This window comes from Nocardiopsis sp. NPDC058789, assembly GCF_042745575.1.
Classification (GTDB): domain Bacteria; phylum Actinomycetota; class Actinomycetes; order Streptosporangiales; family Streptosporangiaceae; genus Nocardiopsis; species Nocardiopsis eucommiae.
The window spans coordinates 60,971-83,869 of record NZ_JBHYOW010000012.1 but is presented as its reverse complement, the minus strand read 5'-3'; the positions used below and the strand labels follow the sequence as shown (position 1 = coordinate 83,869).

General features: G+C 70.7%; 21 protein-coding genes. 9 read left to right on the top strand and 12 right to left on the bottom strand.

Annotation, left to right across the window (positions count from 1 at the left end):
- The first annotated feature begins 1 nt into the window (after position 1).
- The 5 genes from ACFW3L_RS18935 (at position 2) to ACFW3L_RS18915 (ending at position 5,394) form a co-directional block, all read left to right on the top strand.
- Positions 2-877 (top strand): sulfotransferase family protein, encoded by an 876-nt coding sequence (locus ACFW3L_RS18935; protein ID WP_378742214.1) that lies wholly within the window; start codon positions 2-4, stop codon positions 875-877.
- Entirely contained in the window at positions 847-2,430 is a 1,584-nt protein-coding gene (locus tag ACFW3L_RS18930; RefSeq protein ID WP_378742212.1) for a lipopolysaccharide biosynthesis protein, read from the top strand. Before ACFW3L_RS18935 ends, ACFW3L_RS18930 begins: the two co-directional genes overlap by 31 nt.
- Positions 2,431-2,501: 71 nt before the next feature.
- On the top strand, positions 2,502-2,960 hold the full coding sequence (locus ACFW3L_RS18925; RefSeq protein WP_378742210.1) for a UDP-N-acetylglucosamine--LPS N-acetylglucosamine transferase: 459 nt from the start codon (positions 2,502-2,504) through the stop codon (positions 2,958-2,960).
- Complete coding sequence (locus ACFW3L_RS18920; protein WP_378742208.1) at positions 2,957-4,492, top strand: glycosyltransferase; 1,536 nt, start codon at positions 2,957-2,959, stop codon at positions 4,490-4,492. Before ACFW3L_RS18925 ends, ACFW3L_RS18920 begins: the two co-directional genes overlap by 4 nt.
- Positions 4,493-4,809: 317 nt before the next feature.
- Positions 4,810-5,394: a GNAT family N-acetyltransferase gene (locus ACFW3L_RS18915; RefSeq protein ID WP_378742205.1), complete on the top strand. Its 585-nt coding sequence runs from the start codon at positions 4,810-4,812 to the stop codon at positions 5,392-5,394.
- Between the two features lie 43 nt (positions 5,395-5,437).
- Here ACFW3L_RS18915 and ACFW3L_RS18910 read toward each other — a convergent pair whose 3' ends face one another.
- From ACFW3L_RS18910 to glmU, 11 genes are all read right to left on the bottom strand, one after another.
- Positions 5,438-6,538: a glycoside hydrolase family 26 protein gene (locus ACFW3L_RS18910; RefSeq protein WP_378742202.1), complete on the bottom strand. Its 1,101-nt coding sequence runs from the start codon at positions 6,536-6,538 to the stop codon at positions 5,438-5,440.
- A gap of 128 nt (positions 6,539-6,666) precedes the next feature.
- The gene (locus tag ACFW3L_RS18905; protein ID WP_378742457.1) at positions 6,667-7,560 is read right to left on the bottom strand and encodes a sulfotransferase; all 894 of its coding nucleotides are present in this window, start codon (positions 7,558-7,560) and stop codon (positions 6,667-6,669) included.
- Positions 7,561-7,761: 201 nt separating this feature from the next.
- On the bottom strand, positions 7,762-8,919 hold the full coding sequence (locus ACFW3L_RS18900) for a S8 family peptidase (RefSeq protein WP_378742200.1): 1,158 nt from the start codon (positions 8,917-8,919) through the stop codon (positions 7,762-7,764).
- Between the two features lie 463 nt (positions 8,920-9,382).
- Entirely contained in the window at positions 9,383-10,651 is a 1,269-nt protein-coding gene (gene cysN, locus ACFW3L_RS18895; protein ID WP_378742199.1) for a sulfate adenylyltransferase subunit CysN, read from the bottom strand.
- Between the two features lie 63 nt (positions 10,652-10,714).
- Entirely contained in the window at positions 10,715-11,647 is a 933-nt protein-coding gene (gene cysD / locus ACFW3L_RS18890; RefSeq protein ID WP_378742197.1) for a sulfate adenylyltransferase subunit CysD, read from the bottom strand.
- A 60-nt stretch (positions 11,648-11,707) separates the two neighbouring features.
- Positions 11,708-12,499: a 3'(2'),5'-bisphosphate nucleotidase CysQ gene (locus tag ACFW3L_RS18885; protein ID WP_378742195.1), complete on the bottom strand. Its 792-nt coding sequence runs from the start codon at positions 12,497-12,499 to the stop codon at positions 11,708-11,710.
- A 3-nt stretch (positions 12,500-12,502) separates the two neighbouring features.
- Positions 12,503-14,026 (bottom strand): sugar transferase, encoded by a 1,524-nt coding sequence (locus tag ACFW3L_RS18880; RefSeq protein ID WP_378742193.1) that lies wholly within the window; start codon positions 14,024-14,026, stop codon positions 12,503-12,505.
- Between the two features lie 379 nt (positions 14,027-14,405).
- Positions 14,406-15,041 (bottom strand): aminoacyl-tRNA hydrolase, encoded by a 636-nt coding sequence (gene pth, locus ACFW3L_RS18875; protein ID WP_378742191.1) that lies wholly within the window; start codon positions 15,039-15,041, stop codon positions 14,406-14,408.
- Positions 15,042-15,146: 105 nt separating this feature from the next.
- Entirely contained in the window at positions 15,147-15,746 is a 600-nt protein-coding gene (locus ACFW3L_RS18870) for a 50S ribosomal protein L25/general stress protein Ctc (RefSeq protein WP_378742189.1), read from the bottom strand.
- 357 nt (positions 15,747-16,103) lie between these two features.
- A complete protein-coding gene (locus tag ACFW3L_RS18865; protein ID WP_378742186.1) occupies positions 16,104-17,072 on the bottom strand; it encodes a ribose-phosphate diphosphokinase in 969 nt (322 codons plus the stop codon).
- A 17-nt stretch (positions 17,073-17,089) separates the two neighbouring features.
- Positions 17,090-18,556: a bifunctional UDP-N-acetylglucosamine diphosphorylase/glucosamine-1-phosphate N-acetyltransferase GlmU gene (glmU, locus tag ACFW3L_RS18860; protein WP_378742184.1), complete on the bottom strand. Its 1,467-nt coding sequence runs from the start codon at positions 18,554-18,556 to the stop codon at positions 17,090-17,092.
- A 553-nt stretch (positions 18,557-19,109) separates the two neighbouring features.
- Here glmU and ACFW3L_RS18855 point away from each other — a divergent pair.
- The 4 genes from ACFW3L_RS18855 to ACFW3L_RS18840 all read left to right on the top strand — a co-directional run bounded on the left by ACFW3L_RS18855 (position 19,110) and on the right by ACFW3L_RS18840 (position 22,299).
- Positions 19,110-20,105, top strand: a complete 996-nt coding sequence (locus tag ACFW3L_RS18855; RefSeq protein ID WP_378742182.1) for an acyl-CoA desaturase — start codon at positions 19,110-19,112, stop codon at positions 20,103-20,105.
- A 14-nt stretch (positions 20,106-20,119) separates the two neighbouring features.
- Positions 20,120-20,770 (top strand): TetR family transcriptional regulator, encoded by a 651-nt coding sequence (locus tag ACFW3L_RS18850; RefSeq protein WP_378742180.1) that lies wholly within the window; start codon positions 20,120-20,122, stop codon positions 20,768-20,770.
- A gap of 88 nt (positions 20,771-20,858) precedes the next feature.
- Positions 20,859-21,368, top strand: a complete 510-nt coding sequence (locus ACFW3L_RS18845) for a MarR family winged helix-turn-helix transcriptional regulator (protein ID WP_378742178.1) — start codon at positions 20,859-20,861, stop codon at positions 21,366-21,368.
- Positions 21,369-21,411: 43 nt separating this feature from the next.
- Complete coding sequence (locus ACFW3L_RS18840; protein WP_378742176.1) at positions 21,412-22,299, top strand: GDSL-type esterase/lipase family protein; 888 nt, start codon at positions 21,412-21,414, stop codon at positions 22,297-22,299.
- A gap of 81 nt (positions 22,300-22,380) precedes the next feature.
- Here ACFW3L_RS18840 and ACFW3L_RS18835 read toward each other — a convergent pair whose 3' ends face one another.
- Positions 22,381-22,872, bottom strand: a complete 492-nt coding sequence (locus tag ACFW3L_RS18835; RefSeq protein ID WP_378742172.1) for a glutathione peroxidase — start codon at positions 22,870-22,872, stop codon at positions 22,381-22,383.
- Positions 22,873-22,899: the final 27 nt, after the last annotated feature.

Here is a 22,899-nt window from a genome sequence, read left to right as displayed (position 1 = left end):
CATGCCCCGGGCCACCTCGCCCCTGAACCGCCTGGCCGTCCCGGCACGGCGCGCCCTGCTGCCGCTCGCGGACGGCCTGGGCGGTGTCACCAGCGCCGCCCGGGCCGTGCCCGACTTCCTCATCTGCGGAGCCCAGCGTTCGGGCACCACCTCGCTCTTCAAGGCCCTGTCCCAGCATCCGGGGGCGACCGGGCCGGTCCTGCGCAAGGGCGTGCACTACTTCGACACCGGCCACCACCGCGGACCGGACTGGTACCGCTCGCACTTCCCGCTGCGCGCGTCCCTGCGTCCCCGGTGGGGGCGGCCCCGGGTCCGGGTGTTCGAGTCCAGCCCCTACTACCTGTTCCACCCGCTCTCCGCCGAGCGGATCGCCAAGGAGCTGCCGGAGGCGCGGATCGTGGTGATCCTGCGCGACCCCGTCGAGCGGGCCTACTCGGCGCACGCCCACGAGACCGCGCGGGGGTTCGAGACCGAGCCGTTCGCGCGCGCCCTCGAACTGGAGGAGCGGCGGTTGGCCGGGACCGAGGAACGGCTGGTGGAGGACCCTGGCCACCACTCCCACTCGCACCAGCACCACGGGTACGTGGCGCGGGGCCGCTACGCGGACCAGCTGGAGCGGATGGAGGCGGCGGTGGGTCGTGAGCGCATGCACGTGGTGGACTACGCGGACCTGTTCGACGGCGGTCCCCGCGCGCTGGCCGGGATCCTGGACTTCCTCGGCCTTCCACCGGGGCCGGACCTCTCCCTGGGGCGGCACAACGCCCGCAAGCGCGCGGTGATGCCCGAGACCCTGCGCGCCGAGCTCACCTCGCGTTTCGCGGACAGCGACGCCCGGCTGGCCACCTGGTGGGGGCGCACCCCCTCGTGGTGCGCGTGACCCCCACGGGGACACGGCGCGGGAACGGCCTGGGCCGGGTCCTGCGCGGCGGTGTGGTGAACATGGCCGGGGCGGTGGTGAGCGCCGCGCTCAACCTCGCGCTGATCGTGGCGATCACCCGGGCCTTCTCGCAGGACACGGCCGGACTGCTGTTCTCCGCCACCTCGGTGTTCCTGATCATGGCGGCGGTGGCCAACGCGGGCGCCCCGGACGGGCTGGTGTACTTCATCGCCCGGATGCGGGTGTTCGGCCGCCCCGAGGGCGTGCCGGTGCTGCTGCGCCTGGCGCTGGGACCCGCAGTGCTGGCGTCCTGCCTGGTCGCGGCCGGACTGATGGTCTTCGCCGGACCGCTGGCCGAGGCGCTGGGCTCGGAGGAGGCTGCCGCCTACCTGCGGACCCTGGCGCTCTTCCTGCCCTTCGCCGTGCTCACCGACTCCGCGCTGGCGGCGACCCGCGCCCACCACGACATGTCGGTGACGGTCGTGGTGGACAAGGTGGGCCGTCCGCTGGCCCAGCTGGGGCTGGTGGGGATGATCGCGCTGTCCGGTTCGGCCGGGCTGCTGGCCCTGGCCTGGGCCGGTCCGTACCTCCCGGCGGCGGTGCTGGCCTGGTTCTGGCTGGGGCGGATCGTGCGCCGCGCCGGTCCGGACGACCCGGCACCCGCCGAAGGGACACCGGCCGAACCGGCGGGGACCGAAACGACGGGCGCCGACCGGTCACCGGTCGGCGCCGAGGACCGCGACGAGCGGGTCACCCCGGCGGTGTTCTGGTCGTTCGCGCTGCCCCGCGCCCTGGGCGGGGTCGCCCAGATGGGGGTGCAGCGCGGCGGAGTGGTGATGGTGGCGCTGCTGAACGGGCTGAGCGGGGCGGCGGTCTTCACGGCCGCGACACGGATCATGGTCGTCGGCCAGTTCGGCACCCAGGCCGTGCTCTACGCGGCCCAGCCGCGCTTCGCCGAGCTCCTGGCCGCGCGCGACCACGCGGCCGTGCGTTCGCTGTACCAGGCGGGGACGGCCTGGCTGGTGTGCCTGAACTGGCCGCTGTACCTGACCGCGCTGGTGTTCGCCCCCGAGGTGATGCGGCTGTTCGGGGACGGCTACGAGGCCGGGGTCCTGGCACTGGTGATCGTGTGCGCGGGCCAGCTGACCGCCCAGGTGCTGGGCATGGGAGACCTCGTCCTGACGATGACCGGCCGCACCGGGCTGAACCTGCTCAACAACGTGATGTCACTGCTGGCCAACGTGGCGGTGTGCGTGCTCCTGGTACCCGCGTACGGGGCCGCGGGAGCGGCCGTCGCCCTGGTGGCCGCCGCGCTGGTCCGCAAACTCCTGCCCCTGTGGCAGCTGCGGTCCCTGGTGGTCCTGCACCCGGTGAGCCGCCCGGTGCTGGCCGCCACGGGCAGCGCGCTGGTGTGGTTCGGCGCCCTGCCGCTGTTCCTGGACGCGGTGACCGGCGGCGGAGTGCCGGTCCTGGCGGCGGCGGTGCTGGTGGGGGCCCTCGGGCACCTCGGCACGGTCTGGCGGCTGCGCGACCGCCTCGAACTGCGGAGGTGAACCCGGTCCGCCCGCCCACCGTGCGCACGACACCCACAAGCCAACACCCAGAGCAATGGACTGATCACCGTATGTCTGAACGACCGGTTCTCCTGGTGGCCTCCAGCGGCGGCCACCTCACCCAGCTGCGGTCCCTACGCCCCTGGTGGCGTGGGAGGGAGCGCGTGTGGGTCACCTTCCGCACCCCCGACGCCGAGTCCGCGCTCACCGACGAGTCGGTGCGCTGGGCGCACCACCCCACCACCCGCCACCTCGGCAACCTGCTCCGCAACACCGGCCTGGCCCTGCGGACGATGCGGGCGCTGCGCCCCGCCGCCGTGGTCAGCACCGGCGCCGGGGTGGCCCTGCCGTTCTTCGTCCTGGGCTGGCTGATGCGGATCCCCACCGTCTACATCGAGGTGTACGACCGCATCGACACCCCCACCCTCACCGCCCGGCTCTGCAAGCCGTTCACCCGGCTGTACCTCGCCCAGTGGGAGGAACAGCGCTCGTTCATGCCGACCGCCATCACCGTAGGACCGCTCCTGTGACCGAACAGACCACACGTCCCACCCAGAGCCCCGAGGGCAGCGACCACGCCGACGTGGTCGTCAGCCTCGGCACCGACCACCACTCCTTCGACCGCCTCGTGAGGTGGGTCGACGACTACGCCCGGCGCAACCCCGACCTGCGCGTCCTGGTCCAGCACGGGCACAGCCGGGCCCCGGAGAAGGCCTCGGGCACCCCGTTCCTGTCCGGAGAGGAGCTGTCCGAGGCGATGCGCGCGGCCTCCGTGGTCGTCACACACGGGGGCCCCGGAACCATCACCCAGGCGCGGGCCGCCGGACACCTGCCCGTCGTGGTGGCCCGCGACCCCGAGCTGGACGAGCACGTGGACGAGCACCAGCTGCTGTTCGTCCGCCGGGTCGAGGACGCGGGACGGGTGCGTGCCTGCGCCACCGCCCAGCAGCTGCACGCCTTCATCGACAAGGCCCGGGAGTCCCCCGAGGACTTCCGCGTGGACCCCGCCGCCGAGGACGGTCCCGACCGGGCCGCCCGGCGCGCCGGCGAGCTGATCGACCTGCTCACCGACGACCGGGACGGTGCCGACGGGGTCGAGGAGGGCGCCCGGCGGGACACGGGTTCCCGGGTGACGGCCGAGGTGCCGGGCGACACCTGGCCCGCCGTGACCGTGGTGGTGCCCACCCGGGACCGGCCGGAGCTGCTGCGGCGCACCCTGCGCGCGATCGTCGAGCAGGACTACCCGGGGCGCATCACCACCATCGTGGTGTTCGACAACGACCAGCCGGACCCCACCCTCACCCACGGTGAGGGGGACCGTCCGGTCCGTGTGGTGACCAACACGCTCACACCGGGGCTGGCCGGGGCGCGCAACACCGGGGTGCTCGGCGCCGACACGGAGCTCGTGGCCTTCTGCGACGACGACGACACCTGGATGCCCGAGAAGCTGAGGGCCCAGGTGGAGATCATGCGCGAGGAGCCGGACACGGACATGGTGTGCTGCGGCATCCAGGTGGTCTACGACCGGGTCGAGTCCGAGCGGATCCTGGAGCGGACCAGCGTCACCTTCTCCGACCTGCTGCGTTCCCGTCTGACCGAACTGCACCCGTCCACCTTCCTGATCCGGCGCCGGGCCATGATCGACGGCTGCGGAACCGTGAGCGAGGAGATCCCCGGAAGCTACGCGGAGGACTACGAACTCCTGCTGAGGCTGGCCCGGCGGGGTCCGATCCGCAACATCCCCGAGCCCGGCGTGCGGGTGCTGTGGCACCGCAAGTCGTTCTTCTCGGAGCGCTGGCAGACCATCTCCACCGCCCTGCGCTGGCTGTTGGAGCGCTACCCCGAGTTCGCGCTGGTGCCACGCGGGTACGCGAGGATCGCGGGGCAGATCGCCTTCGCGGAGGCCTCGGCCAAACGGCGCGGCCGGGCTCTGCGGTGGATCGGCCGGACCCTGCGCAGCCGACCGTTGGAGGCCCGCGCGTACCTGGCCCTCCTGGTGGTGTGCGGGATGCCGCCCGCGTGGATCCTCCGCCTGCTCCACCTGCGCGGCAAGGGGGTCTGAGGCGTGCCCCCGGGTCGTCCTCGCTTCGCGGCGGGGACGACCCGGGAGGGCCCGGGCACCCACGCCGCTCCCCTCTCGGAGCGTCCGCCGCGTCAAGCGGGTAGGCCGGGGCGCTCCGGCGCGGGCCGTCCAGATGCCCGCTCCTTCTCAGGTCCGGCGTCGGCCGAGTGGCGGCCCGGACCATGGCCCGGACCTCCTCTCCCAGGCGGGCGGTCCGACCCGACCGATAGCCTCTCCCCCGTGCCCCGCACGGGGTCGGGGCGAGCACACGACACCGGGGGGACGCCATCTTCGAAGCCGACACGACCGGAGGACCCGTGATCAGGGAGGCCGTCAACGAGGACGTGGCCGAGGCGGCCGACACCCTCACCGAGGCCTTCCGGGACTACCCCTTCACCCGGCACACGATCTCCGCAGACGACCACCTCGCCCGCCTCCGCGAGTTCCAGCGGCTCTTCCTGGCCGAGGTCGGCCTGCCGCACGGCCGGGTGTGGGTGAGCGACGACCTGTCGGCCGTGGCCGTCTGGTCCACGCCCGACTCGGGCGGGGCCGACGAGGTCGTGGCCGGGCTGCTGCCCACGCTGGTCAACCTCGCGGGCGACCGTGCCGACGCCTACGCCTCGGCGGAGAAGGCCATGGAGGCGCACCGGCCGAAGGAGCCGGTCTGGTTCCTGGGCACCGTGGGGGTACGGCCCCGGGCCCGGGGCCGGGGGCTGGGCCGCGCGGTGATCCGCGCCGGTCTGCGTGAGGCGGACGCCGCGGGGGTGCCCGCGTTCCTGGAGACGGCGACGCCCGAGAACGTCCGGCTGTACGAGTCGCTGGGGTTCGTGGTCACCGCGGAGTACGACCTGCCCGACGGCGGACCGCACACCTGGTCGATGTCCAGGCCGGTGGGCGGCTGAGACGCGGGGCCGTCCCGGTGGCACCGGGACGGCCCGGCCGCGCTCAGTCGCGGGTCACCGCGTACTCCGCCAGGCGCCGGACCCGCTCGGGGAGGTTCACGTAGGGGTCCTTGCCCGCCTGCGCGAACCCGCGCCGGGCGTGCTCGTTGGCCAGGATCCGGAAGTCGCAGTCGGCGCCGACCTCGCTGTCCCACAGCTTGACGGCCCGCACCCGCTCGTAGCGCCTGAGGACGTCCGGGACGTCGGTGTACCACTTGGTGGTCGCGCTGGCGCCGATGTCGGTGGTCCCCATCTCCCCGATCATGACCGGCTTCCGGGGGTCGATGCCGTGCTTGGGTCCCTCCTGCTGGATCCACTCGTAGGTCGGGGCGAGGGCGTCCTCGAAGGAGTCGACGTGGTTCCAGTCGTTCATCTTCTCGCAGCCGGTCATGTTGTACGCCTCCCAGCTGATCCAGTCGACGTAGTCGTTGCCGGGCCACAGGCCCGGGAGCCGGTCCAGGTTGCCGGGCCACCCGGTCACGTTCCAGACCCAGATCGCGTTGTCCGCGCCCTCCGAGCGGTAGAGGTCGACGATGTGCCGCCAGGAGCGCACGAACTCCTCCGGGGTCCCCCGGTTGTTGTACCGGGCCTTGCCGTCGGCCTCGTGGTCGAAGGTGACGAAGTACGGGACGTCGAGTTCCGCGATGGCCCGCGCCTGGGACCGCAGCGAGGAGTCGAACTCGCCCGCGATGATGTCGCGGTAGGCGATGTCGGAGCGCCCCTGGGTGAAGCGGCGGGCCTCGATGTTGGTGTGCACGAAGCGGCCCTCGGCGATCATGCGCCGCTCGCGGTCGCCGGGGACGTCGGCCTGGTCGATACCGCGCCAGGTGTAGACGATGTCCATGTCGCGGTCGACCGCCGCCTCCAGCGCCGCCACGTCGTCGCCGTCGGGGCTGGCGCCCCACCAGACGCCGCAGGAGGGTTCGAGGATGTCCGAGACCGTGCACTGGGTCTCGACGGTGGAGGGCAGGCCGAGGAACGACGCCGAGTTCGGCACGGAGGGGCTCTGCCGAGGCCGGTCCTCCGCCGGTGCCGCGGCCTCGGTCGGGCCGTCACCCACGCTCGTCAGCCCCAGGGCGAGCAGGACCGCCCCCGTCGCCGCCATACCTCGTACCGGTCCGCCCACCATGGTCAACCGCCCCCTAGCTTCCCCGATGACAACCCAGAGTGTTCACGTAATGACAATACGTTATGTATCCCCCGTGCAACACCCTGGGAACCAGGTAGCGGACATCAGTACCCATAGCGACCGCGCGTGGGGGCGGTGACCGCCTCGACCAGACACCGGCGCCAGGGGGCCAGGTCACGCCGCCAGCCATGGTCGGCCCGGACGCCCACGGGACCCGCCTGGAAGCGCATCGGGTTCCCGGAGACGGCGTGCCCCTCCGCGAGCTCCACCCCGCCCTCGCCCAGACGGAGCGGGGCCCCCGCGTGCCCGGCGAAGGCCGCGACGCGCCCGAACTCGCCCTCCGGGTCGGCCACGAAGTCCTCGTACCGCACCCTCAGGGCCGGGAGCCCCTGGCGGGCGAGCTCGTCCAGCGTGGAGTTCTGGGTCATCCACTGCACGGCCGCGCGCCCCGCCGAGTAGCGCGCCATCTCCGGTTCGGAGCTGCCCGGAGCGGCGTCCGGCCGGGCCACCCGCTTGCTCCAGGAGTGCGCCACCGCCCGGGGGTCGCGCACGACGTGCAGGAGGCGCATACCGGAGCCGTACCGCCAGCGCAGGCAGGCGGCCAGGGAGGCGTGTTTACTCGCGTCCACGATCACCCGGGCCCCGCTGACCTCGGCGACGGCCGAGTAGAGCCGGTGGTAGAACTCGGTGTAGCGCGCGCTCCGGGCCGCGAGCGCGCCCTCCCCCGCGGAACCCTGGAGCAGCCCCGGGAGGTAGCGGGTCCGGTCGACACCGTCCTTGAGGCGCAGCAGCGCCTCCACGTCCAGGCGCTCCCAGCCGCCGAACCCCCGCTTGCCGACCTCGCTCCAGAAGCCGCAGTCGGCGAAGGGCAGACCGCACCCGCAGCGCTCGTTCTCCACCAGCCCCCGGCGCCACAGGTGCACGACCTCACCGACGGAGCAGAACCCGGGCAGCTCACCAAGAAGGCGTTCGATCAGCGTGGAACCGGAACGGCCCATCCCGCCGACGAACACCAGACGATATCCATCCACGACCCCAGGATATGACCTTTGGTGATGCCTGATGCACACACAGTGACTCCACTGTCGGGGGCGCACGGGAACGGCCCCGGGCGGGAGGTGTACTCCCGGCCCGGGGCCGTCCTTCTCTCGTCAGATCCGCTGGGTGTGGACGCGCGGGGACCCCACAACCCGGCCGGGTTACAGGCCCTGGACGTTCAGCAGCAGGTTCACGGTGCCGCTGGGAACGCCGCTGAGCTTGTCCGAACCACCGTTCTCGGTGAGCCAGTCCAGGATGACGCTCTGCTCGTCGTCACCGAGGGAGCTCTTGTACAGAGCGGCGGCGCCGGCCACGTGCGGGCTGGCCATCGAGGTGCCGGAGTAGCTGTCCGTGCCGCCACCGGGGATGGTGGACTCGACGTCGACGCCGGGAGCGTAGATGTCGACGGCCGGGCCGTAGTTGGAGAAGGAGGCGGTGGCGTCGGAGTCGTCGGAGGCACCGACGGTGACCACGCCCTCGGCGCCGCCCGGGGAGACGTTGCCCGCGTCCTGGCCCTCGTTGCCCGCGGCCACGGCCACGAAGACGCCCGAGTCGGCCAGGGCGTTGACGGCGTCGTCCACGGCCTGCGAGGCCGGGCCGCCCAGGGACAGGTTCGCGACCGCGTTGGCGTCGGCGTTCGCGGCGACCCAGTCGATACCCGCGATGACGTCGTCGTAGGTGCCGGAGCCGTCGTCACCGAGGACCTTGACGCCGTAGAGCGAGGCGCCCGGCGCCACGCCGTAGCTGTCGGCGCCCACGGTGCCCGCGACGTGCGTGCCGTGGCCCTGACGGTCGCCGCCGTCACCGCCGGTGGCGTCGAACCCGACCTCGGCGCGACCGCCGAAGTCCGGGTGGGAGTCGTCGATGCCGGTGTCGATGATGTAGACGGAGGTGCCGCTGCCGTCGGACTCCGTGGTGTAGGAGCCGTCCAGCGGCAGGTCCTCCTGGTCGATGCGGTCCAGGCCCCACGGGACCATGGTGGTGGCTTCGCCGACCTGCTCGATGTAGGCGACGCCGTCCTGGGCGCGCAGCTCCTGGACCTCGGCGTCGCTGAGCTCCGCCGAGTAGCCGTTGATGGTCTCCTCGTAGGTGTGGTTGACCTGGTCGGCGGAGATGCCGAAGGCCGACGGGGAGACCGAGCTGGCGTTCATGCTGTCCTCAAGGACCACGAACCAGTCACCGCCGGAGGCGGCGGAGCTCGTGTACACCGGCGCGAGCTCCGAGGCGCCGGCGGTGGCCCCGCTCAGCGCGAGGGGAATGGTGAGTGCACTGACCGCGACAGCGCTGAACGCGACCCTGCGAGTGGGGTGCTTCTTCACGCGGTTCCTCCTTGTGGGGGTTTCCATAGTGGGAGTACGCGACAGGTCATAACCGTGCGTATTGGCCCGATTGCGACGCTGTACGCGATTCGCACACTTTAGGCAGACTTGACCCCGGATTGCCAGAGGCTGAGAGAATTTTTCTCAACGATCACCCTCCGCACTCCTAGCCGATAGGCCAGAATCGCTCCGTTCGAGGTGACACTCTGCTTGGTCTCCACCCCTGCACACGGCCCTAACGCCGGGTAACTTGAGCTCCTCCAGACACACCATTGACCCGGAACCAATCGGCACCGAGGACCAGAAAAAGTGCTCCGAGGATTCACAACCTGAAATGTTCGCGTAAGAAACCGCGACCCGAGTGGTCCGGTCGGACCCACTCGGTCACCCCTCTCAGAACACACGAAACGGGGCCGCCGAAAGGCGACCCCGTGAGGAATGTTTGGCTATTCAGCGGGTACGTCTAGTCAGCTTTGACGACCATTCCCGCACCCACCGTGGTGTTGGTGGCCTCGTCGATGAGGATGAACCCGCCCGTCTGCCGGTTCTTGGCGTACTCGTCCACGAACAGGGGCTGGGTGGAGCGCAGCCGCACCCGCCCGATCTCGTTCAGCGCGAGGTGGTCGGCGGCCTCGTCCCGGTGCAGCGAGTTCACGTCCAGCCGGTAGCGCAGGTCCTTGACCACCACCTTCGCGGTCCTGGTCGTGTGCTTGACGAGGAGCCTGGAACGCGGCGTGAGCTTGCGCGCGTCCGTCATCCAGCACACCATCGCCTCGATGTCCTGCGACACCGTGGGGGTGTTGTTGGGGCGGCAGATCATGTCGCCCCGGGAGATGTCGATCTCGTCCTCCAGCAGGAGGGTGACGGACATGGGCGAGAACGCCTCCGCGACCTCCCCGTCCGCCGTGCGGATCTTCGCGATGCGCGTGGACAGACCGGAGGGCAGGTGGGTGACCTCGTCGCCGGGCTTGAGGACGCCGCCCGCGAGCTGGCCCGCGTAGCCCCGGTAGTCGTGCAGTTCGGGGTCGTCCGAGCGGTGCGGCCGGATCACGTACTGCACCGGGAAACGGGCGTCGATCAGGTTGCGGTCCGAGGCGATGTGCACGTTCTCCAGGTGGTGCAGCAGGGAGCCGCCCGTGTACCAGGGCATGTTCTCGGACTGGCTGACCACGTTGTCGCCGTGCAGGGCGGAGATCGGCACGAACGTGAGGTCGCGCGCGTCCAGCTTGGCGGCGAACTCCGCGAACTCGGACTTGATCTCCTCGAAGCGGTCCTGGGAGTAGTCGACCAGGTCCATCTTGTTCACCGCGAGCACCAGGTGCGGCACCTGGAGCAGGGTGGTGAGGAAGGCGTGGCGGCGGCTCTGCTCCTGGAGGCCCTTGCGGGCGTCCACCAGGATGATCGCGAGGTCGGCGGTGGAGGCACCGGTGACCATGTTCCGGGTGTACTGGATGTGCCCGGGGGTGTCCGCGATGATGAAGGTGCGCCGGGGCGTGGCGAAGTAGCGGTACGCCACGTCGATGGTGATGCCCTGCTCGCGCTCGGCGCGCAGTCCGTCGGTGAGCAGCGCCAGGTTGGTGTGCTCCTCACCCCGGGCGACGCTGGTGCGCTCCACCGCGTCGAGCTGGTCCTCGAAGATGGACTTGGAGTCGTACAGCAGGCGCCCGATCAGCGTGCTCTTGCCGTCGTCGACCGAGCCCGCCGTGGCGAACCGCAGGATGTCGTTGCTCATGTTGCCTGTCCAATGCGCGAAGTGTGGGGCGGTTCAACAACCGTGGGGACGAGTGGGCGGAGGCTAGAAGTAGCCCTCGCGCTTGCGGTCCTCCATGGCGGCCTCGCTGGCCCGGTCGTCGGCGCGGGTCTGCCCGCGCTCGGTGATCCGGGTCGCGGCGATCTCCGCGATGATGTCGTCCAGTTCCACGGCCGAGGACTTGACCGCCCCGGTGCAGGTGAGGTCGCCGACGGTGCGGTAGCGCACGGTCTCGGTGAAGGGGACCTCGGTCTCGTCGCGCTGGATGAGCGGTGAGTCCGCGAGCAGGATGCCGTCGCGCTCGAACACGCTCCGCTCGTGGGCGAAGTAGATCGAGGGCAGTTCCAGCTCCTCACGCTGGATGTAGCCCCACACGTCGAGCTCGGTCCAGTTGGAGATGGGGAAGACCCGGATGTGCTCGTCGCGGTTGATCCGGGTGTTGAACACGTTCCAGAGTTCGGGGCGCTGGTTCTTGGGGTCCCACTGGCCGAACTCGTCGCGGAAGGAGAAGACCCGTTCCTTGGCCCGGGCCTTCTCCTCGTCGCGGCGGGCGCCCCCGAAGGCCGCGGTGAAGCCGTTCTCCTCGATGGCCTCCAGCAGCGCCGAGGTCTGGAGGCGGTTGCGGCTGGCCCAGCGGCCGGTGGGCTCGGTGACCTTGCCCGCGTCGATCTGCTCCTGGACCGAGGCCACCACCAGCCGGACCCCGGCCTGGGCGACGCGTCGGTCCCGGAACTCGATGACCTCGTCGAAGTTGTGCCCGGTGTCCACGTGCATGACGGGGAACGGGATCGGGGCGGGCCAGAAGGCCTTCTCCGCCAGGCGCAGCATCACGATGGAGTCCTTGCCGCCGGAGAAGAGCAGCACGGGCCGCTCGAACTCCGCCGCCACCTCGCGCATGATGAAGATCGCCTCGGCTTCGAGGACGTCCAGCTGGGAGAGCTGGTAGCGCCCGAGCGCCTGCTGACTCGCCTGACCCATGGAATCCGCCTTAGAAATACCGACACTCACGTCCGGTTCCGCGGCGGTGGGTGCTGCGGTTCAGCCCCCCGCGTGCGGACCGGCGCTGTCAAGGTCCGCGCCGTCGCGGATGCTTGCCAACAACATACCCGACAATTCCGATCGGCATACAAGGACATCGGGGAGTAGCGGGTCGGCTACGTTGTAGCGCAGCTCCGAACCGTCGATCCGCGACGTGTGCAGGCCCGCCGCGCGCGCGACCGCCACCGGCGCGGCGCTATCCCACTCGTACTGGCCGCCCGCGTGCACGTAGATGTCGGCGATCCCCAGCAGGACGGCGCAGATCTTGGCGCCCGCCGACCCCATCGGGATCACCTCGGCGCCCATCTGGGTCGCCATGCGCTGGACGAACGCCGGGGGCCGGGTCCGGCTGGCCGTGATGCGCAGCCGCTGCCCCTCGGGGCGCTCCTCCGGCAGCCACGGCGGGTCGACCGTGGACAGGCAGCTGCCCTGGGCGGGCAGCGCGACCGCACCGGCGACCAGGTCGCCGTTCTCCCACAGCGCCACGTGCACCGCCCAGTCGGTACGACCGGCCTCGGAGAACTCGCGGGTCCCGTCCAGCGGGTCGATGATCCACACCCGCCTGGCCCTCAACCGCGACTGGTCGTCGGCACCCTCCTCGGAGAGCACCGCGTCGCTGGGCCGCAGCCTCCCGAGCGCGGAGAAGAGGAACTCGTGCGAGGTGCGGTCACCCAGGGTGCGCAGGACCTCGGGCTCGTCGAATCCGTGGCGGGCGCGCAGGCGCAGCAACAGCTGTCCGGCCTCGCTCGCCAGGTCCCGAGCCACCTCATGATCGTTTCGGATGTTGTTCACCGGCTAGTATGCTCCCGCCCCACGGATCACCGCTGACCACGTCTTCCACAGGATCTGGATGTCCAATGTCAGCGACCAGTTTTCCACGTACCGCAGATCCAGACGGACCGATTCCTCCCAGGAGAGGTCGGATCGGCCGCTGACCTGCCACAGGCCCGTCATCCCCGGTTTGACCACCAACCGGCGGCGGACGTCGTGCCCGTACTGGGCGACCTCCTCCGGCAGCGGGGGCCTCGGACCGACGAGCGACATCTCGCCGCGCACCACGTTGACGAGCTGGGGAAGCTCGTCGAGCGAGTAGCGGCGCAGCCACGCCCCCACGGACGTGACCCTGGGGTCCCTACGCATCTTGAAGAGCACACCGTCGTGCTCGTTCCGGGCTTGGAGGATCGCCTTGAGGGCGTCCGCTCCGACCACCATCGTACGGAACTTGTACACGGTGAACTCGGCGCCACCCCGGCCCACGCGCGTCTGCCGGAAGAAGGCGGGTCCGCCGCCCTCCGAGCGGATCAGAACGCTCAGGACGAGGAAGAGGGGCGAGAGCAGGACCAGCGCCAGCGCGGCGGCGCAGCGGTCGAAGGCGCCCTTGACCACGCGGCGGGTGCCCTCCAGCTCGGGGTGCTCCACGTGCAGCAGGGGCAGGCCCGCCACGGGACGGATGGTGGTGCGGGGTCCGGCCACCTCCATGAGGGCCGAGGCCACGGTGAGGTCGGTGCCGGTCTTCTCCAGCTCCCAGGCGAGTCGGCGCAGTTCCACCCCGTCCATCTCCGGGCAGGCCAGGACCGCGACCGAGTCGGCACCGACCAGCGCGGCGGCGTCGGCGGCGTCGGTGAAGGACCCCAGGACCGGACAGCCCTCCACCTCGGTGACGTCCGATTCGTGGGCGGGCAGGCACACGCCCACCACCCGCATGCCGTGGTAGATCTCGTCGCGGAACCGCCGGATGAGGTCGCCGGCGCCGACGCTGTGGCCGACGATCACGACCCCGCTCATACAGGCCCCGGAGCGGCGCCGACGGTGCAGCGCCTTGCGGCGCGCGTAGCGCAGGCTGAGGGAGAGCAGGACGATCAGCGGCAGGGCGATGAGCACGTAGCCGCGCGCGAGGTCGAACTTGACGGCGTAGGCCCCGACCGCCACGGTCGCGGCAAGGAACGCTCCGGCCACCGCGACCCTGCGGTACTCCTCGGTGCCGATCCCCAGGAAGCGGCGTTCGTATCCGCCGCCGAGCCGGACGAACAGGACCCACACCGGCGGCAGGACCAGGGAGAGCAGCAGGTAGGGCGTGGTGGTTCCGGCCAGAAGGGCGTCGTTGAACCGGACCGCGCTCCCGGCCAGGGTCGCCACGACGGCGGCGGTGAGGTCCAGCGCGACCAGGCCGAGGACGTAGGGACGGAGCCAGGCCTCGGCCCGGGGTCCGGTGTTGACCGGAATCCGCCGGATCCCCCGGACCGGCGTGCCCGGCCGAACCGGATGCTCCCGTCGCCGCGCCGAGGGCTGTCCCTGGACGATCCCACTGGTTGTGACCACGTTTCCCCCAAGACCACTGACGGCCGCGAATGCTCACGATGGGTGACCACCCCTGGGCGCGCGCTACCTCAGCGAAGGGCAGGGATGGGTTCTCTCCGGGCGCGAAACGACGTCCGCCCACCCGAACAGTAACCAAAAGTAGTGGAAAAGTCGCTGTGGGTCGCGGACTGTTGGGGAAGAAGTCCCAATCCCACCAAGAATGTGTCTGTCCCGAGACCGCCCGGGCCCTTTCGAAGGGGACACGGCGGGGCCGGGATCCGCCCTGACCGAAATCCGAAGCAGAACGTGACCGGCTCCAGCGGGCGGGGGCCGGGAGCCGGAGCCCCCGCCACCGGCCCCCTGTACGGGGCCGGTCGGGCGTGCGGGTCGGGCGTGCGGGTCAGGCTGCGGTGTGGAAGATGTTCTGCGCCCGGCCCAGACCGTCCTTGAGGATGGTGCGCACCGCGTCGGCGGCGCGCTCCACGTTCAGGTCCAGCTCGAGGGCCTCGGTCGAGGAGAAGTCCCGCAGCACGTACGCGGCCGGGTCCATACGCCCGGGCGGGCGGCCCACACCGAAGCGGACCCGCAGGTAGTCCGGGCCGGACAGGGAGGCGGTGGTGGACTTCAGCCCGTTGTGACCGCCCGACCCGCCGCCCTTCTTGAGCTTGAGCGCCCCGTAGTCGATGTCCATCTCGTCGTGCACGACGATGATCCGCTCCATCGGGACCTTGTAGAACTTCGCCAGCCCCGCGATCGGGCCGCCGGAGACGTTCATGAAGGTGCGCGGCTTCGCCAGCACCACGGGGGCGCCCTCGATCCGGGTCTCCACGACCTCGGCGTGCGCCTTGTGGACCTTCCAGCGCTCGCCCTTCTCGGCGGCCAGGGCGTCCACGACCATGAAACCGGCGTTGTGCCGGTTGCCCGCGTACTTGGGGCCCGGGTTGCCCAACCCGACCACCAGCCAGCGCTCCGCCTCGGCCATGTCCTCGCCGTCCCCGCTCTTCCGGATACCCAACCTGCTCAACAGACTCCACATGCCGACCGACACTATCGGCACCCGGAGCACGCCCCCGCACGACGAACGCGCGGCCCCCGGATCGGGGACCGCGCGCTCAGAGCCGTGTGGGGCTGGGGACCGCGCCTACTCGGCGGCGGCCTCCTCAGCGGCCCCGGCGGCCTCGGTGCTGGTCTCCGGCTCCTCCTCCACGCGCGGCGCGGAGACGGTGAGCAGGATCGACTCGGGGTCGGTGACCAGGGAAACGCCCGCGGGCAGCTTCAGGTCGCCGGCGGTCGGGGTGGCGCCGACCTCCAGGCCGTTGATGTCGAACTCGACACCCTCGGGGATGCGGGTGGCCTCGGCCTCCACGGTCACGGTGACGAGCTCCTGGTTGAGCACGCCGGGAGCCTTGACCTCACCGGTGAGGGAGACGCTGATCTCGACCTCGACCTTCTCACCCTTGGAGACGACGAGCAGGTCGACGTGCTCCAGGAAGCCCTTGATGGCGTCGCGCTGCACGCTCTTGGGGAGGGCAAGGTTGTCCTTGTCCAGGCCGTCGAGGCGAATCAGGACGTTCGGGGTCTTCAGGGCGAGCATGAGCTCGTGGCCCGGCAGGTTCAGGTGGCGGGGCTCGGTGCCGTGGCCGTAGAGGACGGCCGGCACCTTACCCGCGCGGCGGGCGCGACGGGAGGCGCCCTTGCCGAATTCCGTGCGGGGCTCGGCAGCGATACGTACCTCGGACACGACAAAACTCCTCGGGTTCAACCCCGCAGTACGGGGAACACGACTCCAGTAGTACGAACGATTCTCGCCCTCGGCGAAGAATTGCGACGGGGTCACCCAGCTCGCTGAGGACTCGACCGCCCTGGTTCCAGGCGTGCCCGGCGAGCCGTCACCGGACCCGTCCGGCCCGGGAACGCTCGTCGCGCACCCCTGCCCGCGTTGTTTCCAGGCGGAGACACGAAAGGAAACCACCCGGACACGGGGACACTCGGCCAAGTCTACTGTCTCTGGTGACGACTCCGTACATGGCCCGTCCCGGGACCGGCTCCGGCCCCGGCCGGGGGCACCCGCGCCGTGCGCGGGTGCCGGCGACAGCGACTAGTCGAACAGGCTCGTGACCGAACCGTCGGTGAAGACCTCGTTGATCGCGCGGGCGACCAGCGGGGCGATCGAGAGCTGCGTGAGCTTCTCGAAGGCGCGCTCCTCCGGGACGGGGAGCGTGTTGGTGATGACCACCTCGGAGATGCGCGAGTTCTGGAGGCGCTCGGCGGCCGGACCGGACAGCACACCGTGCGTCGCGGCGACCAGGACCTTCTTGGCGCCCTGCTCGAAGAGGGCCTCGGAGGCCTTCACGATGGTGCCGCCGGTGTCGATCATGTCGTCGACCAGGACGCACACGCGGTCCTTGACCTCGCCGACGACCTCGTGGACCTTCACCTGGTTGGCGACGTCCGGGTCACGGCGCTTGTGGATGATGGCCAGAGGGGCGCCCAGACGGTCCGCCCAGCGGTCGGCGGTGCGCACGCGCCCGGCGTCCGGGGAGACAACGGTGATCTCGGCGTGGTCGACCTGGCTGGCGATGTGGTCGGCCAGGATCGGCAGCGCGAAGAGGTGGTCGACCGGGCCGTCGAAGAAGCCCTGGATCTGGTCGGTGTGCAGGTCCACCGCCATCATCCGGTCCGCCCCCGCGGTCCGGAAGAGGTCGGTGACCAGGCGCGAGGAGATGGGCTCGCGGCCCCGGTGCTTCTTGTCCTGGCGGGCGTAGCCCAGGATCGGGGTGACCACGGTGATCCGCTTGGCGGAGGCGCGCTTGAGCGCGTCCACCATGATCAGCTGCTCCATGATCGACTCGTTGACCGGGTCGGCGTGGCTCTGGATGACGAACGCGTCGCTGCCGCGCACCGACTCCAGGTACCGCATGAAGATCTCGCCGTTGGCGAAGGTGTCGAACCGGGTGGGGACCACCTCGATCCCCAGTTCCTTCGCCACCTCCTCGGCCAGGGCCGGGTGCGTACGCCCCGAGAACAGCATCAGTTGTTTCTGGCCGGTGGCCTTCATGCCGGTCACGTGTTTCTCCCCCACAGTCACTGCTTGTTAGCGGCGTCGGCTCTGTGCCGTTCCGCCTGCTCCGCCGCCTCGGCGGGCGGAGTTCCCGGACGCTTGCGCCGCGTCCAGCCCTCGACGTTACGCTGCCGGTGTCCTTCGGAGATCGCCAGGGCACCGGGCGGGACATCGTCGCGGACCACGGTCCCGGCCCCGGAATAGGCTCCGTCGCCCACGGTCACGGGAGCGACGATGGTGTTGTCGCTGCCGATGCGGACGTGGTCGCCGATGGTGCTCCGGGACTTGGTGACCCCGTCGTAGTTGACGAACACCGAGGAGCAGCCGATGTTGCTGCCCACACCGATGTCCGCGTCCCCGACGTAGGTCAGGTGCGGGATCTTCGAGCCGGTGCCGACGTTCGAGTTCTTGACCTCGACGAAGGCACCGGCCTTGGTCCGCTCGGCCAGGCGGGTGCCCGGCCGCAGGTAGGTGTAGGGGCCGACGGTGGCCCAGGGGCCGATCTCCGCCCCGTCCGCGGTGGTCTCGCGGACCTTCGCGCCGTCACCGACGAGGGTGTCGCGCAGGTCGGCGCCGGGGCCGACCTCGGCGTCCTCACCGATGCTCGTGGTGCCGTAGAGGCGGCTGTTCGGGTGGACCACGGTGTCCGCGCCGATGCTGACCCCGGCGTCCACCCAGGTCGTCGCGGGGTCCACGATGGTCACGCCGGAGAGCATGTGCCCGGTCAGGAGGCGGTCGTTCAGGACGCGGCGCGCCTCGGAGAGCTGCACGCGGTTGTTGACGCCCTGGACCTCGTTCCAGTCCTCGGCGCTCCAGGCGTCCACCCGGTGGCCGTCGGCGCGGAGCAGGCCGACCGCGTCGGTGATGTACTCCTCGCCCTTGGCGTTGTCCGTGGACAGGCGCTGGACGACCTTGCTCAGGAGGGCGCCGTCGAAGGCGTACATCCCGGAGTTGATCTCGTCCACGAGGTGCTGCTCGGGCGTGGCGTCGGCGTGTTCGACGATCTCCGTGAAGGAGCCGTCGGCGTCACGCACGATGCGTCCGTAGCCGTGGGGGTCGGGGACGCGGGCGGACAGCACGGTGACCGCGTTGCCCTCCTTCTCATGTGCCCCGACCAGCGACGCGAGTGTCTCGCCGCGCAGCAGGGGCGTGTCCCCGCAGGTCAGGACGACGGTTCCGGAGAGATCGACGCTCTGGGCGGCGAGGTCCTCGACCGCCATGCGCACGGCGTGCCCGGTGCCGTTCTGTTCCTCCTGCACCGCCGTGACGGCTTCGGGGGCGACCTCGGCCAGGTGGGCTCGCACCTGGTCCCGGGCGTGGCCCACGACCACCACGGTGTTGCCGGGTTCGAGTTCTCTGGACGCGTGGAGCACGTGGCCGAGCATGCTGCGGCCGTTGAGTTCGTGAAGGACCTTGGGAAGCTTCGACTTCATTCGGGTGCCCTCACCCGCCGCGAGGATGATCACGGCAGCCGGACGGTTCACGCTCACTGGAGGAGACCCCTCGTGATAGCTGGCATATGAACGTCGGCTCACCCTTCGGCGGCGCGACCCGCATGCCGCGCGGGCGGCCGTCGGATGACCAGCGGCCGACATGGGAAGGATACATGTGTGACACCGGCACACATCAGGCGCATGAGGGGGCGCCGCGCGCGGCGCCCGGCGGACTCCCGCAGGGGCGGGCCAGCCGGACGCCGGTGTGAGTTGTGCCGCCGTCCCTCTCCCGTGTCCCGCACGGGGTGCGTCCCGCCCCTCGGAGGGGGCGGTCGCGCGACGGCGGGGGTTGCTCCCGGACCAGGGCTCGAACCTGGACGATGGGGACCAAAACCCCAGATGCTGCCGATTACATCATCCGGGAACGTTCCGGACGCTCGCCCGGACGCTCGACACCAACATAGCGCCTCCACCCGGGGGCTTGCCAAACCTACGGGGTCGTAGGTTACGGTTACGTAGGAATAGGTTGGGCCGTCTCGGCGGGTGCCTCGTACCCGTGACGCCGTCCCGACCGGTGACGACGTTCTCCGTGACGAGGTGTGCAAGACCCATGACCGCTGCCCCAGAGGTGCCGACCGAAGGCGCCGAGAAGCCCACCGGCACCGCCACCGCCACCGCCGCTCCCAAGCGCGAGGCGATCCCCGAGTACGAGCCCGAGCTGCGGGGCAAGGCCGAGCGCTACACCGTCTTCGCGTTCGTGTTCGTGCCCCTGATCGCGCTGCTCGCCGCGGTGCCCTTCTTCTGGGGCTGGGGCCTGTCGCTGCTCGACATCGCCATCGCCACGGTCTTCTACGTGATCAGCGGCCTGGGCATCACCGTCGGCTTCCACCGCCACTTCACCCACGGTTCCTTCAAGGCCAACCGCCCGCTGCGGATCGCGCTGGCGATCGCGGGCTCCATGGCCATCGAGGGCAGCGTCATCAAGTGGGTGGCCGACCACCGCCGCCACCACAAGTACGCGGACGCCGAGGGCGACCCGCACTCGCCGTGGCGCTTCGGGGACGACTGGAAGTCCGTGGCCAAGGGCATGTACTACGCCCACATGGCGTGGATGTACCTGGACGAGAAGAAGACCTCCCCCCGCCGCTTCACCCCGGACCTGCTCAAGGACAAGGACGTCGTCCTCGTCGACAAGCTGTTCCTGCCGATCGTGCTCTTCTCGCTCTTCGCCCCCGCCGTCATCGGCGGCCTGGTCACCATGTCCGTCTGGGGCGCGGTCACCGCGTTCTTCTGGGCGAGCCTGGTGCGCGTCGCGCTGCTGCACCACGTGACCTGGTCGATCAACTCGATCTGCCACACCATCGGCGAGGAGAACTTCGAGGTCCGCGACCGCTCCCGCAACGTGTGGTGGCTGGCCATCCCGTCCTTCGGTGAGTCCTGGCACAACCTGCACCACGCCGACCCCACCTGCGCCCGCCACGGTGTGCTCAAGGGCCAGATCGACATCTCCGCCCGGGTCATCTGGGTCTTCGAGAAGTTCGGCTGGGCCACCAAGGTGCGCTGGCCCAACAACGAACGGCTCGCTGCCAAGCGGGTCAAGGTCTAGGATCAGTAACCATCATGGGAGCAGCCGACAGCGAGCAGAGGACCCGCGTGCGCCGCAAGCGCATGACGGGCAAGGAGCGTCGGCAACAGCTGTTGGAGATCGGCCGGGAGCTGTTCGCCGAACGCGGGTTCGACGCGACCTCCGTTGAGGAGATCGCCGCGCGGGCCGGGGTGTCCAAGCCCGTGGTCTACGAGCACTTCGGCGGCAAGGAGGGCATCTACGCCGTCGTCGTGGACCGGGAGATGCGCACGCTCCTGGGCATGATGGGCGAGGCCCTCACCGCGGACCACGCCCGCAGCAAGATCGAGAAGGCGGCCCTGGCCCTACTGCGCTACGTCGAGGAGGACAGCGTCGGGTTCCGGGTGCTCACCCGCGACTCGCACGTGGCCTCCGGGACCGGCAGTTTCGCTGGCCTGATCAACGACATCGCCAGCCAGGTCGAGCACATCATGGCGGACGAGTTCTCCGAACGCGGCTACGACCCGGCGCTCGCCCCGATGTACGCGCAGGCCCTGGTGGGCATGTGGGCGCTGACCGGACAGTGGTGGCTGGAGGTGCGCAAGCCCAAGCGTGAGGTGGTGGCGGCGCACCTGGTCAACCTGGCCTGGAACGGGCTCTCCGCGCTGGAGTCCAAGCCGAGGCTGGACACGCGCCGCAAGCGTTGAGCCGAGCCCCGGACACGGGTGGCACCAGTGGGGCGGGTATTCGTATACCCGCCCCACTATCTTGATGTCAAGAGATATGCTGGGTGCCATGCGCGATGAGGTGGATGGGCTGATCGAGGCGTGGCGCTCCGAGCGGCCGGACGTGGACGTGACGCCCCTGGAGGTGTTCAGCCGGGTGTCCCGGCTCGCCCGCCACCTCGACCGTGCCCGACGCACCGTCTTCACCGAGCACGCGCTGGAGCCCTGGGAGTTCGACGTCCTGGCCGAGCTCCGCCGCTCCGGCCCGCCCTACGAGCTCAGCCCCGGGCGCCTGCTGCGCGCCACCCTGGTCACCTCCGGGACCATGACCAACCGCGTGGACCGGCTGGCCGCCGCCGATCTCGTGCGCCGCCGCCCCGACCCCGCCGACAAACGCGGCGTGCTGGTCCGGCTTACCGCGAGGGGCGCCGAGCGGATCGACGCCGCACTGGCCTCACTCCTCAGCTACGAGGAGACCCTTCTGGCCCCGATGCCCGCCGCCGAGCGCGAACAGCTGGCATCGTTACTGAGAAGCCTTCTCGCACCCCTCGACAGGAGCCCGTCCGGCCCGCAGGGGTGAGAACCGTCCGGGCCCGTGGGAGAGCACGTTGAGAATCCGTTGGATGGCCGCCGTCGCCGCGACCCTCGTCGTCGCGGGCTGCTCCGCTGAGGAGGCCGGGGAACCCGTTCCGGCGCCGAACCACTACCTGTCCCTGGGCGACTCCCTGACCGTGGGGGTGCAGCCCGACGAGCGGGGTCGGGGCCGGGAGACCTCGGAGGGGTACACCGACGTCCTGTACCGCTCGCTGAAGGACACCGACTCCTCCCTCCGGCACGAGCGCATGGGCTGCGGCGGCGAGGACACCACGACCTTCGTCGGCGGCGGCATCCCCGGGTGCGACGACCGTTACGAGGAGGGCGCCCAGCTCGACCAGGCCGAGGAGTTCCTGCGGGAGCACGGCGACGCGGTCGACCTGGTCACCCTCACCATCGGGGGCAATAACTTCACCGGGTGCGTCGAGGGCGTCCACGAGGAGGCGCTCGGCATCGACGGGATCAGCGTCGACGAGGCCTGCGTGGCGGACGGCCTGGAGCGCCTGGAGACCGAGGTGCCGGTGATCGCGGAACGGCTGGTCGACGCGGCGGACCCGAGCACCCGGATCGTCGGGATGACCTACTACAACCCGTTCCTGGCCCTCGCCCTGCTGGAGGACCCCGACGCCTCCGGCGAGACGAGCCTGTCCGCCCGGACCGTGGAGATCCTCGACCAGGTGAACGCGTCACTGACCGCCTCCTACGAGGCCGCCGGGATCGACGTGGCCGACGTGGACGCCGCCTTCGACGGCTCGGACACCGAGGTCCCCGCCGACAGTGCCTCGGGCATGCCGGTCAACCTCCAGCGGATCTGCGACCTCACCTGGATGTGCGACACGGCCCGGGGCCCGGACATCCACACCAACCTCGCCGGCGCCCAGGCCATCGCCGACGTCTTCCAGGCCCGGATCCGCTAGAACACGGAACGCGGCGGACGCCTCGGGAGGAGTTCCTGGAGAGCATCGAGGACTACGTCGACTGCGGAACGGGCTGAGCGGTCAGGCGCCCTCGGGCAGGGAGCGCTCGATGAGCTCCACGATCTCCGGGGCGTCCGGGACGGTGGCCGGGCGGAACCGGTGCACCTCGCCGTCGGGGAGCACCAGGAACTTCTCGAAGTTCCACTTGACCCGTCCGGCGTGGCCCTCGGCGTCGGACGCCTGGGTGAGCTCCGCGTACAGGGGGTGCTGGCCGCGCCCGTTGACCTTCACCTTCTCGGTCATCGGGAAGGTCACGCCCCAGGTCATCGAGCAGTACTCCGCGATCTTCTCCTCGCCGCCGAACTCCTGGAGGAACTGGTTGCTGGGGAGGCCGATCACGGTGAACCCCCGGTCCTCGTAGCGCTTCTGGAGCTCCTCCAGCGCCCCGTACTGCGGGGTGAGCCCGCAGCGGGACGCCACGTTCACCACGAGGCGCACCTTCCCGGACCACTCACCGAAGGTGGTCTCCCGGCCGTCGATCATGGTCACCGGAATCTCGTCCAGGCCAGCCATGGCGTCTCCTCCTGAGGTTCGGAACCG

Coding starts and splice junctions, on each gene's coding strand:
- ACFW3L_RS18850 (WP_378742180.1), top strand. CDS start 20,120: ATGGGAGCAGCCGACAGCGAGCAGAGGACCCGCGTGCGCCGCAAGCGC.
- ACFW3L_RS18905 (WP_378742457.1), bottom strand. CDS start 7,560: ATGGGCCGTTCCGGTTCCACGCTGATCGAACGCCTTCTTGGTGAGCTG.
- pth (WP_378742191.1), bottom strand. CDS start 15,041: ATGTGGAGTCTGTTGAGCAGGTTGGGTATCCGGAAGAGCGGGGACGGC.
- ACFW3L_RS18845 (WP_378742178.1), top strand. CDS start 20,859: ATGCGCGATGAGGTGGATGGGCTGATCGAGGCGTGGCGCTCCGAGCGG.
- ACFW3L_RS18840 (WP_378742176.1), top strand. CDS start 21,412: ATGGCCGCCGTCGCCGCGACCCTCGTCGTCGCGGGCTGCTCCGCTGAG.
- cysD (WP_378742197.1), bottom strand. CDS start 11,647: ATGGGTCAGGCGAGTCAGCAGGCGCTCGGGCGCTACCAGCTCTCCCAG.
- ACFW3L_RS18925 (WP_378742210.1), top strand. CDS start 2,502: ATGTCTGAACGACCGGTTCTCCTGGTGGCCTCCAGCGGCGGCCACCTC.
- ACFW3L_RS18935 (WP_378742214.1), top strand. CDS start 2: ATGCCCCGGGCCACCTCGCCCCTGAACCGCCTGGCCGTCCCGGCACGG.
- ACFW3L_RS18910 (WP_378742202.1), bottom strand. CDS start 6,538: ATGGCGGCGACGGGGGCGGTCCTGCTCGCCCTGGGGCTGACGAGCGTG.
- cysN (WP_378742199.1), bottom strand. CDS start 10,651: ATGAGCAACGACATCCTGCGGTTCGCCACGGCGGGCTCGGTCGACGAC.
- ACFW3L_RS18835 (WP_378742172.1), bottom strand. CDS start 22,872: ATGGCTGGCCTGGACGAGATTCCGGTGACCATGATCGACGGCCGGGAG.
- ACFW3L_RS18855 (WP_378742182.1), top strand. CDS start 19,110: ATGACCGCTGCCCCAGAGGTGCCGACCGAAGGCGCCGAGAAGCCCACC.